Consider the following 13,260-nt stretch of genomic DNA (forward strand, 5'->3'; position numbering starts at 1 on the left):
CGGACGTTCAGACCCTGGTGACCGACGAGACGGGCATCATGCCCACCGGGTCGTAGCGCACCGGCGCGCCCGGGTAGGGGGCGTGGATCACCTGGCCGTTGCCCACGTACATCCCGACATGGCTGGCATCGGACCGGTAGGTGACCAGGTCGCCGGGCTGGGCCTGGGAGAGCGGGACCTGCTGCCCGGCGTACCGCTGGGCCTGCGAGGTGCGCGGCAGGGAGACCCCGGCCTTCGCGTACGACCACTGCATCAGGCCCGAACAGTCGAAGCCGGAGGGGCCGTTGGAGCCCCAGACGTACGGACTGCCGAGCGCCGCCCGGGCCGCGGCGACGGCCGCTGCCGCACGGGCGCTCGGCGCGGCGGCGTTGCCGGGGTCGGGCAGGTCGGCGCGGTCGGACCGGGAGGCCCGGTCGTAGGCGGCCCGGTCGGCGGACGGCAGCGAGTTGAGCAGTGCCCGCGCCTTCGCCAGCTTCTGTTCGACGGTCCGCTTGTGCGCGGCGACCGCCTTGCGGCTCCGGTCGAGCTCGGCGAGCTTGCCCGTGGCCTCCGTGCGTTCCTGGGCGAGTTCCCGCATGGCCGCCTGGAGTTCCCTGAGCTCACCGGCTTGGTGGAGGTTGATCCGGTCGAGCGCGGCGGCCTTCTCCAGGTACTCGTCCGGGTCGTCGGAGAACAGCAGCGCCAGCGAGGGATCCAGGCCCCCGGCCCGGTACTGGGCGCCCGCGAGCGAACCGAGCGCCTCCCGCATGGTGTTGATGCGCAGTTGCTGCCGGGCGATCCGGTCCTGCGCCCGGGTCACCTGCTCGCGCAGCGCGTCGGAGCGTTCGTCGGCCCGGTTGTAGGACTCGGTGGCCTTCTCGGCCGCCGCGTAGAGCCGGTCCACCTCGGCCCGGGTGTGGTCGGTCGGCGCGGCGGTGGCCGACGGCACGGCGGCGCCGAGAGCCGCGGCTGCGGCGGACAACACGGTGAGGGCGGCGCCTGCGGCGCTGACTCCCCGGTCGAACCCGGACGGTGCAAGGCGGCGATGGAACCCCACGAGAAGCCGCACTCCTTCCGCTGGCGGACGCATGTGCTCCCCCGGTGTTGGGGGCGCGCCAGACAGTAGCCGTGCGACTACGTGCGGGCCAAAGACCTCGGCGGGCACACACGGTGACGCCCCGCCTATGACGCAGGTCATCGGCGGGGCGCGGGGTCAGCGGACGGTGTCGCGATTCGCCCGTTCGGGCGTCAACGTGTCCTGATCTTGAACAGACCCGGAAGGAGTACGACGATCCGATCCGTCGAAGAACGGATCAGATCCGTACGCCGAACTGGAACGGCATGTTGTCGATCGACTCGTACCGGACGACCGTGCCGCTGCGCGGCGCGTGCAGGACCTGGCCGTTGCCGGCGTAGAAGCCGACGTGGTGGTGGTCGCTGTAGAAGATGACCAGGTCGCCGACCTGCAGATCGCTCTGCGAGTAGATGCGCGTACCGGCGTTGGCCTGCTCCTGCGAGGTCCGGGGTATCTGGATTCCGGCCTGGGCGAACGCCCAGGAGGTGAGGCCCGAGCAGTCGAACGAGCCGGGACCCGAGGCGCCGTAGACGTACGGCGAGCCGATCACGCTCTGGGCGGCGGCGTACGCGGAACCGGCGCGGCCCGTGACGGGCGCCTCCGAACCGTCGAGGGCGGTGCGCGCGCTGGCCCGGCTGGCGCGGGCGTCGGCGGCGGCGAGGGCCGCCTTCTCCGCCGCGGTCATGGAGTTGAGGAGCTTCTGCGCCTCGGCGAGCCTGCCCTGGACTTCCTTCTTCTTCTTGGCCAGCTCCGTGCGGGTGTCCGCGAGGTCCTGGAGCTTCTCGCCGGCCTCGGAGCGCTGCTGGGCGAGTGAGCGCTGCTTCTCCTGGACCTTCTTGAGCGACTCGACCTGCTGAGCGCTCAGCTGGTCCATCGTGGACGCCTTGTCGAGGTAGTCGTCCGGGTCGGCGGAGAGGAAGAGCTGCACGGAGGGGTCGATGCTGCCGGTGCGGTACTGGGCTGCGGCGGCGAGTCCGAGGCCGTCGCGCAGCTCGTTGAGCTCTTCCTGGCCGCGGGCGACGTTGTCCTGGAGGGTGGAGATCTCCTTCTCCAGCCGGTCCTGCTTCTCCTCGGCCCCGTTGAGCTTCTCGGTGGCCTGCTCCGCCTGCTCGTAGAGCTTGTCGACCTTGGCCTTGACCTCGTCCTTGCTCGGCTTCTCGCTCGGCGCTGCGTTGGCGGCATTGGCGCTGAGGGCCACGGCGGCAGCCGCGGCGGTGGTGAGCACGGTCACGCGGGTGCGGCTCGGTTGCTTCGGTCGACGATGGGACGCCACGGAGGCGAACTCCTTCTTCTCCCGCCGTCACTCCCTTTGAGCGATCACCCGAGCGGAGGTTCGAGGCATGACCCTAGTGACCTTCTTGTGATCAGTTCAAATCCTGACGCGAAAAATGTTTGTCACTCATCGCATTTTTTACACACAACACACATACAGCAATGCTCGATTGACGCTACGTTGCGTGACACTTCCGCCAATTCGGTCATTGCGCCCGTATGTTGCCGACCATGGTCGGCGGTGGTCAGCCGCGCGAGAACCGCTTGAGCAGCACCACCGAAGCCACCGGCCGGGCACCCGCCTTGGCGATCCCGTCGGCCACCTCGCGGTCCGTCGACACGACGATGACCGGCCGGCCGGCCGGCTCCGCGCGCACCAGCTGCCGGATCAACTCGTCGGCGGTGACACCGGCCTTCGAGAACAGCACCCGCACCCCGCGCGGCGGCGCAAGCAGCACCGGGGCGGCCAGCTCGGCCCCGTCGAAGACACAGGTCACCTCGGCCCCGGTCTGCGCGGCGAGCTGCGACAGTTGCCCCAGCAGCCGCAGCCGCTGTTTCTCCAACGGCATCTGCGGATAGCCGGTCTTCGTCACGTTGTAGCCGTCGACGACCAGATGCGCCTGCGGAAGCGCGAGCAGCTGGTCGAGAATCGCCGGATCGTTCTCGGACAGCGCCCGGGCGGCGATGTCCTTCGGTGTCATCCGCCCCGGCTCGACCGCGTCCACGGTCTCGGCCGGCCGCACCGACACCGGCGGCAGCGCCAGCTCCCGCCGCAGCCCCTGCGCCGCTTCGAGCACGGTGTCCAGCAGCAGCCTTACACGCATGTCCTCGACGCTGCGCCCCTCCCGGGCTGCGCGTCTGCTGGCCTCCAGCGCGGCCTCGACCTCGCCCAGCCGCCCCTTGAGCCGTCGCGCCTCGCTCTCGGACGCGGAGACCTGGGTGTGCCCCTCGGTGCGCACGGTGTCCAGCTCGGCGTGCACCTTGCGCAGGGCCGCCTCGCCGCGCTTGACGTCACTGAGGGCGGCACGCAGCTTGCGGTGGAGCGATTCGGCCTCCTTCTTCGCCGACTCCAGCTCCGTACGCAACCGCTCGGTCTCGGTACGGGTGTGGTCGCGGGCGGCGGTCAACTCCGCGCGCAGCCGCTCCAGTTCGGCCCGGCTCTCGTCGTCGGCCCGCTCGGCGTCGGCGCGCTGCGCCTCCTCGCCGGCCGCGGTGACGAGCTTCACCCAGCCCGTGGGGCGCAGCACATAGGCCGCGGCGGCCACGTCCAGCGGATCGGCGGCCGGGGGCGGCGAACCGGTGTCCAGAGCCCCGGTCAGCTCCGGCTGGGCCTCCCTGAGCTTCTCCCCGATGCGCTGCCGGAACAGCGTGTCGGTCTCCAAGGCGGCAGCCATGGCATTGCCTGCGAACTTGGCCCGCCGATTGGGCGCGAACCGCGCGTACTGCCGCAACTGGGCGGGCAGTTCGGCCACGGTGAGCCCGCCGAACCCGTCCGAGACGATCTGTACGACGCGCCTGCGCACGCCGTCGGGCAGCGGGCGGTCGAGCACCTCGGCGGCGCCGTCGCCCGGCTCCCCGCCTGTGGTCTCCACCATCCGTCACCCCAACCAGTTCCGGTGCGGGGCCCGCTCCCGTCAGGAGCCGGCACCCGGCCTGTCCACGAGTTCCACCTGATCCACGGCGTTGCACCAACGACAGCGCACCGACTCGATGGTCTCACTGACCACCTCGCGCTCCTCCACCTTCGGGTCTCCGGCCAGGTCGAGGTGCACGTACTCCACCACCTTGGAGGAGCGGGTCACGTCGAAACGCGTGAGGTTGCCGCAGAGAGCACAGCGCCACCGGGTCGAGTCGGTAGGCAGGGGAACCGTCATCGTGGATATGTTCGCTTTCCTTCTAGTATCCGTGCTGCACCAGTTTCCCTGGAGCATGTGGCTCGTAACCCTAAGGCCTGGCGGGTACCCACCGCCCGTCCGTCCACAGCGGCGAGGCGGTCTGCGCTGTTCGGTCCCGTTACGTCATGCTCTGTGTCCATGATCGGCGAGTTCGAAAAGTGGCGTACGGCGGCCCACAGATCGGTCCACAGGTCGATTCGCGCCCAGTCGGCGCCGGTGACGTACGGGCTGATCGCCGTGTGCTGTCTGCTCTTCGTCATCGGCCCCGCCTCGGGCCTGAACCCCGGGTACGGCACCGGGGACGCCCTGCTGGCCGCCCAGCGGGCCTACTTCCGCCGCTGGGGCGTGGTCCCCGCCGACCTCTTCACCGGCGCCCCGCGGGCCACGCTCACCCCTGCCACGGCACTGTTCGTGCACGGCAGCTGGGTCCACCTGCTGGGCAACATGCTCTTCCTCTACGTCTTCGGCGCGATGACGGAGGAACGCCTCGGCCACCTGGAGTTCGCCCTCTTCTACCTGGGCTGCGGCTACCTGGCCCTGCTGGGGTACGCCGCCGCCAACGCCGGCTCGCAGCAGACACTGGTGGGGGCGTCCGGCGCGATCTCGGCGATCCTGGGCGCGTTCCTGTACCTGTTCCCCGGTGCCCGCGTCACGAGCCTCTTCCCGTTCCTCTTCTTCCTCCCCCTGCGCTTCCCGGCCTGGCTGACCCTGCCCTTCTGGGCGGCCCTCCAGTGGGTGGCGGCGGGCCGGGCGTCCGCCGGGCCCGGGGTGGCCTATCTGGCGCACGTGGTGGGGTTCGGGCTGGGCTTCGCCTACGCGTGGGTGCGATATCGCCGTACGACTAGAGTGAGGCCCGCCCCAGCGACGGCCACCGAGGGAGAGAACCAGCCGTGATCACCGCGATCGTGCTCATCAAGACCAGCGTGGACCGGATCCCCGAGATCGCGGAGTCGATCGCCGCGCTGGACAGCGTGAGCGAGGTCTTCTCCGTCACCGGCACGTACGACCTGATCGCGATGGTCCGCGTCAAGGCCCACGAGGACCTGGCGGAGATCATCCCCGGCAGCATCAGCAAGATCCCGGGCGTGGAGGCGACGGACACCCACGTGGCGTTCCGCACGTACTCCCAGCACGACCTGGAGGCGGCGTTCGCGATCGGCCTGGACAGCTGAGGACGTACAGCCCGTCCGGCGCTTGAGGACAAGGCCCGTTCAGGGCCGGAGGGGGGTCTGGGGGCGCAGCCCCCAGGAACGGGATGGGACGGGTAAGGGCGGCGGGGGCGATCAGATCGCCGGAACGCACCGCCCGTCCTCGGTCCGGTACTGCCACCGAGCCCCGTCCCGCACAAGCTCCCTGACCGCGCCCACGAACCGCTCGACGTGCTCGTCCGGCGTCCCCGCCCCGAAGCTCACCCGAATCGCGTTCAGCGACTTCTCCCCGGGAGCGGCCTCGGGAGCACCGCACTCCCCCTGCGTCTGCGGGTCACTGCCCAGCAGCGTCCGCACCAGCGGATGCGCGCAGAACAGCCCGTCCCGCACGCCGATCCCGTACTCCGCGGAGAGCGCCGCGGCGAAGTGCGAGCTGTTCCACCCCTCGACGACGAACGAGATGACGCCGACGCGCGGGGCGTCGTCACCGAAGAGCGAGAGAACCCGGACCTCGGGCACCTCGGCCAGCCCCGCCCGCACGGTGTCGATCAGGTACTGCTCCCGAGCCACCAGCGAATCGAAGCCGGCCTCGGTGAGGGCGTTGCAGGCAGCCGCGATCGAGTAGGCGCCGATGACGTTCGGCGAGCCGGCCTCGTGGCGGGCGGCGGTGTCGTGCCACTCCACGTCCACTCCCCCGTCCGTGCGCCGCGTGACCTTGCGGCTGGCGCCGCCACCCGCGAGGTACGGGTCGGCGGCGCGCAGCCAGTCGGCGCGGCCGGCCAGGACACCGGCGCCGAAGGGCGCGTACAGCTTGTGCCCGGAGAAGGCGACCCAGTCGACGTCCAGGTCCTGGACGGAGACCGGGTGGTGCGGGGCCAGCTGGGCCGCGTCGAGGACGATCCGGGCGCCGTGCGCGTGGGCGGCGGCGGCCAGCTCCCGTACGGGCCACAGCTCACCGGTGACGTTGGAGGCGCCGGTGACGCAGACGAGGGCCGGGCCCTGAGGATCCCGGGCGGCGAGGGCCTCCTGGAGGGTGGTCACGGCCTGCTGGGGGGTGCGCGGGGCGTTGAGGTAGGTGACCTGGGCGTCCCGCCAGGGCAGCAGCGAGGCGTGGTGCTCGGTCTCGAAGACGAAGACCTGGCAGCCGGCGGGGAGGGCGGCGGCGAGGAGGTTGAGGGAGTCGGTGGTGGACCGGGTGAAGATCAGCTGGTCGTCGGCGCGGCAGTCCAGGAACTCGGTGACCGTCCTGCGGGCGTTCTCGAAGAGGTCCGTCGACAGCTGGGAGAGGTAGCCGGCACCCCGGTGCACGCTGCCGTAGTAGGGCGCGTACGCGGCCACGTCGTCCCAGACCCGCTGGAGCGCGGGGGCGCTGGCCGCGTAGTCGAGCGCGGCGTAGGTGACCTCGCCGCCGGTGACGAGCGGGACGGTGACATCCCGGCCCAGAACCGACAGAGGGGCACAAACGGTCCGGTCGGCGGCAACGGTGGAGACAGACATGGCGAACTCCCGTGAGAAGCAAGAGGAATCGCTGTGCGAGCGGACATGGCTCAGCACAGGAAAAAGGTGAAAAGGGTGTGCGGAGGCGGGGCTCGGCAGCCCTATCGCATTCGCTTGCTCACGGAAGACTCCCTCGAACGACCAGGACCCCTGGTGTCGAGAGGGGCCCGCGCTTGCCGTAAGCCTTGCTGCCTACGGCCTGGTCTTCATCCCGGGGCACCCCGCCACGGACGGAGGGTTGCCGGACAGTCGGCCGGGGCCTCATGACTGTCACTCATGACCTGGTACAGAACGTACGTGAAGTGATCGGCGTCCCGCAACCCGTGTCCGGATCGCGGGACGCCGTCCGCCGGGAACCGCTGCGCCCCGGCTACGCGTTGGTGGCCGCCGACCACCGCTCCAGCGTCTTCTTCGCCGCCCCGGAGTCGATGGCCTGCGCGGCCTTCGCCATCCCGGCGCCGATCTGCTCGGCCAGGGAGCCCGGCCCCGGGTCCAGCGCCACCAGCGCCGCCGCCGAGTTGAGCAGCACGGCATCCCGTACGGGCCCGGTCTCGCCGTCCAGCAACCGTCGGGCGACCGCCGCGTTGTAGGAGGAGTCGCCGCCGCGCAGCGCCTCCACCGGGACCAGTTCGATGCCGACGTCGCGCGGGTCGAAGGCCTCCTCCGTCACCTTGCCGTCCCGGACGACCCACACCCGGGAGGTGGCGGTGATCGTCAGTTCGTCGAGGCCGTCGTCGCCCCGGAACACCAGGGACGAGTTGCCGCGCTCGGCGAAGACACCGGCGATGATGGGCGCCATCCGGGGATGCGCGACACCGACCGCCTGGGCCCTGACCTTGGCCGGGTTGGTCAGCGGGCCCAGGATGTTGAAGACCGTCCGGATGCCCAACTGGCCGCGTGCGGCGCCCACATGACGCATCGCCGGATGGAACTTGGCAGCGAAGCAGAAGGTGATCCCGGCCTCCTCCGCCACCTCGGCCACCCGCTTGGGCGTCAGTTCCAGATTGACCCCGAGCTGCCCCAGCACGTCCGACGCCCCGGAGGCCGAGGAGGCCGCCCGGTTGCCGTGCTTGACGACCTTGGCGCCGGTGCCTGCGACGACGATCGCGGACATGGTGGAGATGTTCACGGTGTTGGCGCCGTCGCCGCCGGTGCCGACGATGTCGACCGTCGGCCCCGGCACCTCGATCACGTTGGCGTGCTCGTACATCGCCTGGACGAACCCCGAGATCTCCTCGACGGTCTCGCCCTTGGCCCGCAGCGCCACCACGAACCCGGCGATCTGCGCGTCGGTCGCCTCGCCGCGCATGATCAGGTTCATCGCCCAGGCGGTGTCGGCGGCGCTCAGGTCATGGCCGTCGAGCAGGCCGTTCAGCACGCGGGGCCAGGAACGGACCGCCGCGGTATCGCCTCCGGCGGGGTTCACAGCGCTCATCTGCCGCTCCTGGATCGGTCCCGGCGGGACTCCGCGGGACTCCTAGTGGGAATGGGAACACCCTATCCAGCCCGACGGCACGACGAAGGGCCCCGTCCGATGTACGGACGGGGCCCTTCTGCCGTGTGTGGCGAAGCGAGGTGATCAGTGGTGGCCGTGGCCGCTCGTGATCTCCTTGTACTCCTCGGCTGTCGGCTTGGGGATCTGGCTGTCCTCGCCGTAGTACGACTTGCTGAGCTTGGCGCGCAGCTTCTCCGTGCCCTTCACCTTGCGCTCGACACCGTTCTCGTCGACCGTCGCGCCGATCATGGCCGGCTCGTACTGCTCGTGCGCGGTGAGCGTGTGCAGGGCCTCCTGGCTGAGCGGCTCGTGCACCTCGATGAACTCACCGTGCGGCAGGCGCTTGATGATGCCCGACTCGCGGCCGTGCAGCACCTTGTCCTTGTCGCGGCGCTGGAGGCCGAGGCAGATCCGCTTGGTGGCGATGAACGCGAGGACCGGGGCGACGAAGAACGCGATCCGTACGAACCAGGTGATCGCGTTGATCGACAGGTGGAAGTGCGTGGCCCAGAGGTCGTTTCCACCACCGATCAGCAGCACCATGTACCAGGTGATCCACGCGACGCCGAAGGCCGTACGGGTCGGCGCGTTGCGCGGGCGGTCCAGGATGTGGTGCTCGCTCTTGTCGCCGGTGACCCAGGACTCGACGAACGGGTAGACCGCGATCGCGACCAGGACGAGCGGGAAGATGATCAGCGGGATGAACACGCCCAGGACGAGCGTGTGACCCCAGAAGTTGATCTCCCAGCCCGGCATGACACGGATCAGACCCTCGGAGAAGCCCATGTACCAGTCGGGCTGGGCGCCGGTCGACACCTGGTCCGGACGGTAGGGACCCATGGCCCAGATCGGGTTGATCGAGGCGATGGCCGCGATGACCGCGATGACACCGAAGACCAGGAAGAAGAAGCCTCCGGCCTTGGCCATGTAGACCGGCAGCAGCGGCATGCCGACGACGTTGTTGTTCGTCTTTCCGGGGCCCGCGAACTGCGTGTGCTTGTGGTAAAAGACCAGGATCAGGTGCGCCACCATCAGGCCGAGCATGATGCCCGGCAGCAGCAGTACGTGGATCGAGTAGAACCGGGCCACGAAGTCGCCGCCGGGGAACTCACCGCCGAACAGGAAGAACGACAGGTACGTGCCCACGACCGGCACGGACAGGACCGCGCCCTCCATGAAGCGCACACCGGTGCCGGAGAGCAGGTCGTCCGGGAGCGAGTAGCCGGTGAACCCGGTGAACATGCCCAGGACGAACAGCAGGAACCCGAACAGCCAGTTGACCTCGCGGGGCTTGCGGAACGCACCCGTGAAGAACACGCGCATCATGTGCACGAACATGCCGGCGAGGAAGATCAGCGCCGCCCAGTGGTGGATCTGCCGGATCAGCAGACCACCGCGCACATCGAAGGAGATGTGCATGGTCGAGTTGAACGCCTCGGACATCAGCTGGCCCTGCAGCGGGATGTAGCTGCCGTGGTACTCCACCTCGTTCATCGACGGGTGGAAGAACAGCGTCAGATACACACCCGTGAGGATGATGATGATGAAGCTGTACATGCAGACTTCGCCGAGCATGAACGACCAGTGGTCGGGGAAGATCTTGCGCATGTTGGTCTTGGCCAGGGAGTAGATCCCCAGTCGGCCGTCGGCCCAGTCGGCGACACGCTCACCGGCGGGTGCCTTCTCGCGCGACGAACGCGCGTCTGTGTTTGCCGTAGTACTCATCCGCGCTCCCAGAAGGCAGGACCGACGGGCTCGGAGAAGTCGCCGAGCGCCTCAAGGTAGCCCTCGTCGTTCACGCCGATGCGCAGCTGCGGCAGGGCGTGACCGGCGGGGCCGAAGATCACCCGGGCGCCGTCGGAGAGGTCGAAGGTGGACTGGTGGCAGGGGCAGAGCACGTGGTGCGTCTGCTGCTCGTACAGGGAGATCGGGCAACCGACGTGGGTGCAGATCTTCGAGTACGCCACGATGCCCTCGTGGGACCACTCGAGCTCGCGCTTGTCCTTGATGTTGTCCGGCTGGATGCGGACGATCATCAGGGCGGCCTTGGCGATCTCGGTCTGGAACTCGTGGTCGTCCTCCTCCAGGCCCTCGGGCTTGGCGAAGGTGAGTGACCCGACCGCGACGTCCGAGGGGCGCAGCGGCTCGTTCGTGTTCATGTTGACGAGCAGCTTGCCCTTGGACCACAGGGTGTGGCGCAGCTTCGTCCCGGGCAGCGTGCCGAGGTCGCGCAGCAGCATGACGCCGGAGAGCGGGAACAGGGCCAGCGCGCCGAACATCGTGTTGCGGACCAGCTTGCGCCGGCCGATCGCGGACTCCTTGGCGCCCTGCTTGAAGTCGGCCAGGACCTTCGCCTTGACCTCGGGCGGCGCGGAGATCGCGTGCCGCTCGTCGACGAGCTCCTCGTCGGACATCAGGGTGCGGGCCCAGTGGACCGCGCCCGCGCCGATCGTGAAGAGCGCCACCCCGAGGGACAGGCCCAACGCGAAGTTCAGCGCGTTGATGTGCCCGATCGGGAAGACGAAGATCGCCTTGTCGTGCGGGATGCCCACGTACGAGGCGATGAAGGCGACGGTGGCCACCATCGACAGCGTGAACAGGAAGGCGACCGCGCGCTCGGACCGCTTGGCGGCCCGCTCGTCGATGTCCTGGACACGGTGTTCGTGGGGCGGCAGCCCCGGGTCCGCGAACGGGTTCTTCTCGTCCGCGACGCCCACGGCACCGTGCTCGTTGTGCGATGCGGCCTGCGCAGCGGGCAGGTTCTCTTCTGGAATGTCTTGGCTACTCATGACTTCTTGGCCTTTGCGGTCCGAGCGGCGACCCAAACGGCGACCGCGATGAGCGCTCCGAGGCCGAAGATCCAGGCGAACAGGCCTTCACTGACCGGTCCGAGACCGCCCAGGCCGAGGCCGCCGGGCTCCACGGTGTCCTCGCCGTTGACCGCGTCGAGGTACGCGATGATGTCCTTCTTGTTCTTCTCCGACAGCGTCGTGTCGGGGAAGGACGGCATGTTCTGCGGGCCGGTCTGCATGGCCTCGTAGATGTGCTTCGGGGCGACACCTTCAAGGTCCGGGGCGAACTTGCCGTGCGTGAGCGCACCGCCCTTGCCGGTGAAGTTGTGGCACTGGGCGCAGTTGGTGCGGAAGAGCTCGCCACCCTTGGCGATGTCCGCGCCGTCGGGGCCGTACTGCTCCTCGGTGGGCACGGACGGACCGGTGCCCAGCGACGCGATGTACGTCGCGAGCTGGTCGATCTGCGCCTGCGAGTAGATGTTCTTCTTCTTCGGGATCTGCGCGCCCTGCGAGGTCGCGGCCGGCATGCGGCCGGTCGCCACCTGGAAGTCGACCGCCGCGGCGCCGACGCCCACCAGGCTCGGACCGTCGGAGGACCCCTGACCGCCGGTGCCGTGGCAGCTGGCGCAGCCCACGGAGTAGAGCCTCTGCCCCTCCGTGATGGTGAGGGACTGGGCGGTTTCATCGGCCTTCGCCTGGCCCGTAGGCGCGACAGCGGAGTACAGCCCCCCGATGGCCGCCAGCGCGATGAGTAGGACGACGACCGCCGCCATCGGATGGCGTCGTCGTGCGGAGAGCTTTTTCACGGATTACCCCGGTGTCAGGATCTTCAGCGTCGAGTCTTCTGGAGGTGTCGGGCGGACCCGATGTGAGGATCGGGCGGGCCCGGCTACTTGATCATGTAGATCGTGGCGAAGAGCCCGATCCAGACGACGTCGACGAAGTGCCAGTAGTAGGACACGACGATCGCGGCTGTCGCCTGCTCATGGGTGAACCTTCGCGCCGCGTACGTCCTGCCGAGGACGAACAGGAACGCGATGAGACCGCCCGTCACGTGCATGCCGTGGAAGCCGGTGGTCAGGTAGAACACCGAGCCGTACGGGTCGGAGGAGAGCGAGAGCCCGTCCTTCTTGACCAGCTCGGTGTACTCGAAGACCTGACCGCCGATGAAGATCGCACCCATGACGAAGGTGACGATGAACCACATCCGGAGCTTCTTCACGTCACCGCGCTCGGCGGCGAACACGCCGAGCTGGCAGGTGAGGGAAGAGAGCACCAGGATCGTGGTGTTGGCCGCGGAGAACGGGAAGTTGAGGCTTGACGCCATCTCCTTCCAGTGATCCGGACCGGTCACCGATCGCAGGGTGAAGTACATCGCGAAGAGGGCCGCGAAGAACATCAGCTCGGAACTCAGCCAGATGATGGTTCCGACGCTGGTGAGGTTCGGCCGGTTGACCGACGGGTGCGCGTGCCCGGTTTCTACTGTCGTTGCTGTCGCCACGACCGACATTATGTCGGTCGCTTATCCCGCCCTCACGCCGGGGGGTGCCGTTCGGGGTGTCTGCGGGGTGTGTCCAGCCCGTATGGCCCATCGGACGACTGTCCGAGCGGGGTTCTGACAGGGGGTTCGAGGGAGTAGCATCCGGCCCAACGGACCCGGTCCGTCTGTCCGTACGACGCTGATGTCTCGGAGGGAACAATGCAGCCGACCGCCACGGTGCTGGTCTACAGCGATGACTCCAACACCCGCGAGCAGGTGCGGTTGGCGACGGGTCGGCGACCCGCTCCCGACGTTCCCGTTGTCGAGTTCCTCGAATGTGCGACGCCCGCCGCTGTCCTGAAGGAGCTGGACAAGGGCGGGATCGACGTCTGTGTGCTGGACGGGGAGGCCGTGCCCATGGGGGGCATGGGGCTGTGCCGGCAGATCAAGGACGAGGTTTTCGAGTGTCCGCCGGTGCTGTTGCTGATCGGGCGACCGCAGGACGCGTGGCTGGCGACGTGGAGCCGGGCCGAGGCGGCGGTCACCCTGCCGGTGGATCCGGTGGAGTTCGCGTCGGCGTTGGCTTCTTTGCTGCGGGTCAAGAAGGCCTTGAGCGCCTAGGGGCCC

Annotated in this window: 13 protein-coding genes and 1 riboswitch; of the genes, 3 read left to right on the forward strand and 10 right to left on the reverse strand. The window is 69.0% G+C overall.

The window, feature by feature from the left end; translation table 11 throughout:
• Positions 1–7: 7 nt before the first annotated feature.
• The 4 genes from OHN74_RS10795 to OHN74_RS10810 form a co-directional block, all read right to left on the reverse strand.
• Positions 8–1,036, reverse strand: coding sequence for a C40 family peptidase (locus OHN74_RS10795; RefSeq protein ID WP_327694330.1), 1,029 nt, complete (start codon positions 1,034–1,036; stop codon positions 8–10).
• A gap of 256 nt (positions 1,037–1,292) precedes the next feature.
• Positions 1,293–2,327, reverse strand: a complete 1,035-nt coding sequence (locus OHN74_RS10800) for a C40 family peptidase (RefSeq protein WP_327694331.1) — start codon at positions 2,325–2,327, stop codon at positions 1,293–1,295.
• Between the two features lie 244 nt (positions 2,328–2,571).
• Entirely contained in the window at positions 2,572–3,921 is a 1,350-nt protein-coding gene (locus OHN74_RS10805) for an NYN domain-containing protein (RefSeq protein ID WP_327694332.1), read from the reverse strand.
• A gap of 39 nt (positions 3,922–3,960) precedes the next feature.
• Positions 3,961–4,200 carry a hypothetical protein gene (locus OHN74_RS10810; protein WP_164314491.1) on the reverse strand — a complete coding sequence of 80 codons (240 nt, stop codon included), beginning with the start codon at positions 4,198–4,200 and terminating at the stop codon, positions 3,961–3,963.
• Between the two features lie 159 nt (positions 4,201–4,359).
• Between OHN74_RS10810 and OHN74_RS10815 the strand changes: the two genes are divergently transcribed.
• Together OHN74_RS10815 and OHN74_RS10820 are read left to right on the forward strand one after the other, a co-directional pair.
• The gene (locus OHN74_RS10815; protein WP_327694333.1) at positions 4,360–5,115 is read left to right on the forward strand and encodes a rhomboid family intramembrane serine protease; all 756 of its coding nucleotides are present in this window, start codon (positions 4,360–4,362) and stop codon (positions 5,113–5,115) included.
• Positions 5,112–5,393, forward strand: a complete 282-nt coding sequence (locus tag OHN74_RS10820) for an Lrp/AsnC family transcriptional regulator (RefSeq protein ID WP_164314487.1) — start codon at positions 5,112–5,114, stop codon at positions 5,391–5,393. Before OHN74_RS10815 ends, OHN74_RS10820 begins: the two co-directional genes overlap by 4 nt.
• 111 nt (positions 5,394–5,504) lie before the next feature.
• Here the strand turns inward: OHN74_RS10820 and OHN74_RS10825 are convergent, their stop codons facing one another.
• The 6 genes from OHN74_RS10825 to ctaE all read right to left on the reverse strand — a co-directional run bounded on the left by OHN74_RS10825 (position 5,505) and on the right by ctaE (position 12,663).
• Positions 5,505–6,866 (reverse strand): aminotransferase class V-fold PLP-dependent enzyme, encoded by a 1,362-nt coding sequence (locus tag OHN74_RS10825; protein ID WP_327694334.1) that lies wholly within the window; start codon positions 6,864–6,866, stop codon positions 5,505–5,507.
• A 164-nt stretch (positions 6,867–7,030) separates the two neighbouring features.
• Positions 7,031–7,148, reverse strand: a riboswitch (SAM riboswitch).
• 88 nt (positions 7,149–7,236) lie between these two features.
• Positions 7,237–8,301 (reverse strand): anthranilate phosphoribosyltransferase, encoded by a 1,065-nt coding sequence (trpD, locus tag OHN74_RS10830; protein WP_327694335.1) that lies wholly within the window; start codon positions 8,299–8,301, stop codon positions 7,237–7,239.
• Between the two features lie 144 nt (positions 8,302–8,445).
• On the reverse strand, positions 8,446–10,086 hold the full coding sequence (gene qcrB / locus OHN74_RS10835; RefSeq protein WP_327694336.1) for a cytochrome bc1 complex cytochrome b subunit: 1,641 nt from the start codon (positions 10,084–10,086) through the stop codon (positions 8,446–8,448).
• Complete coding sequence (gene qcrA, locus OHN74_RS10840; protein WP_327694337.1) at positions 10,083–11,150, reverse strand: cytochrome bc1 complex Rieske iron-sulfur subunit; 1,068 nt, start codon at positions 11,148–11,150, stop codon at positions 10,083–10,085. Before qcrA ends, qcrB begins: the two co-directional genes overlap by 4 nt.
• Positions 11,147–11,959: a cytochrome bc1 complex diheme cytochrome c subunit gene (gene qcrC / locus OHN74_RS10845; protein WP_327694338.1), complete on the reverse strand. Its 813-nt coding sequence runs from the start codon at positions 11,957–11,959 to the stop codon at positions 11,147–11,149. Before qcrC ends, qcrA begins: the two co-directional genes overlap by 4 nt.
• A gap of 83 nt (positions 11,960–12,042) precedes the next feature.
• Entirely contained in the window at positions 12,043–12,663 is a 621-nt protein-coding gene (ctaE, locus tag OHN74_RS10850; protein WP_053743868.1) for an aa3-type cytochrome oxidase subunit III, read from the reverse strand.
• A 189-nt stretch (positions 12,664–12,852) separates the two neighbouring features.
• On the opposite strand from ctaE, the gene OHN74_RS10855 reads away from it, so the two are divergent.
• The gene (locus tag OHN74_RS10855; protein ID WP_327694339.1) at positions 12,853–13,254 is read left to right on the forward strand and encodes a hypothetical protein; all 402 of its coding nucleotides are present in this window, start codon (positions 12,853–12,855) and stop codon (positions 13,252–13,254) included.
• Positions 13,255–13,260: the final 6 nt, after the last annotated feature.

The organism is Streptomyces sp. NBC_00459, assembly GCF_036013955.1.
Lineage (GTDB): Bacteria > Actinomycetota > Actinomycetes > Streptomycetales > Streptomycetaceae > Streptomyces.

Coding starts and splice junctions, on each gene's coding strand:
- qcrA (WP_327694337.1), bottom strand. CDS start 11,150: ATGAGTAGCCAAGACATTCCAGAAGAGAACCTGCCCGCTGCGCAGGCC.
- qcrB (WP_327694336.1), bottom strand. CDS start 10,086: ATGAGTACTACGGCAAACACAGACGCGCGTTCGTCGCGCGAGAAGGCA.
- OHN74_RS10815 (WP_327694333.1), top strand. CDS start 4,360: ATGATCGGCGAGTTCGAAAAGTGGCGTACGGCGGCCCACAGATCGGTC.
- OHN74_RS10855 (WP_327694339.1), top strand. CDS start 12,853: ATGCAGCCGACCGCCACGGTGCTGGTCTACAGCGATGACTCCAACACC.
- trpD (WP_327694335.1), bottom strand. CDS start 8,301: ATGAGCGCTGTGAACCCCGCCGGAGGCGATACCGCGGCGGTCCGTTCC.
- ctaE (WP_053743868.1), bottom strand. CDS start 12,663: ATGTCGGTCGTGGCGACAGCAACGACAGTAGAAACCGGGCACGCGCAC.
- OHN74_RS10810 (WP_164314491.1), bottom strand. CDS start 4,200: ATGACGGTTCCCCTGCCTACCGACTCGACCCGGTGGCGCTGTGCTCTC.
- OHN74_RS10825 (WP_327694334.1), bottom strand. CDS start 6,866: ATGTCTGTCTCCACCGTTGCCGCCGACCGGACCGTTTGTGCCCCTCTG.
- OHN74_RS10805 (WP_327694332.1), bottom strand. CDS start 3,921: ATGGTGGAGACCACAGGCGGGGAGCCGGGCGACGGCGCCGCCGAGGTG.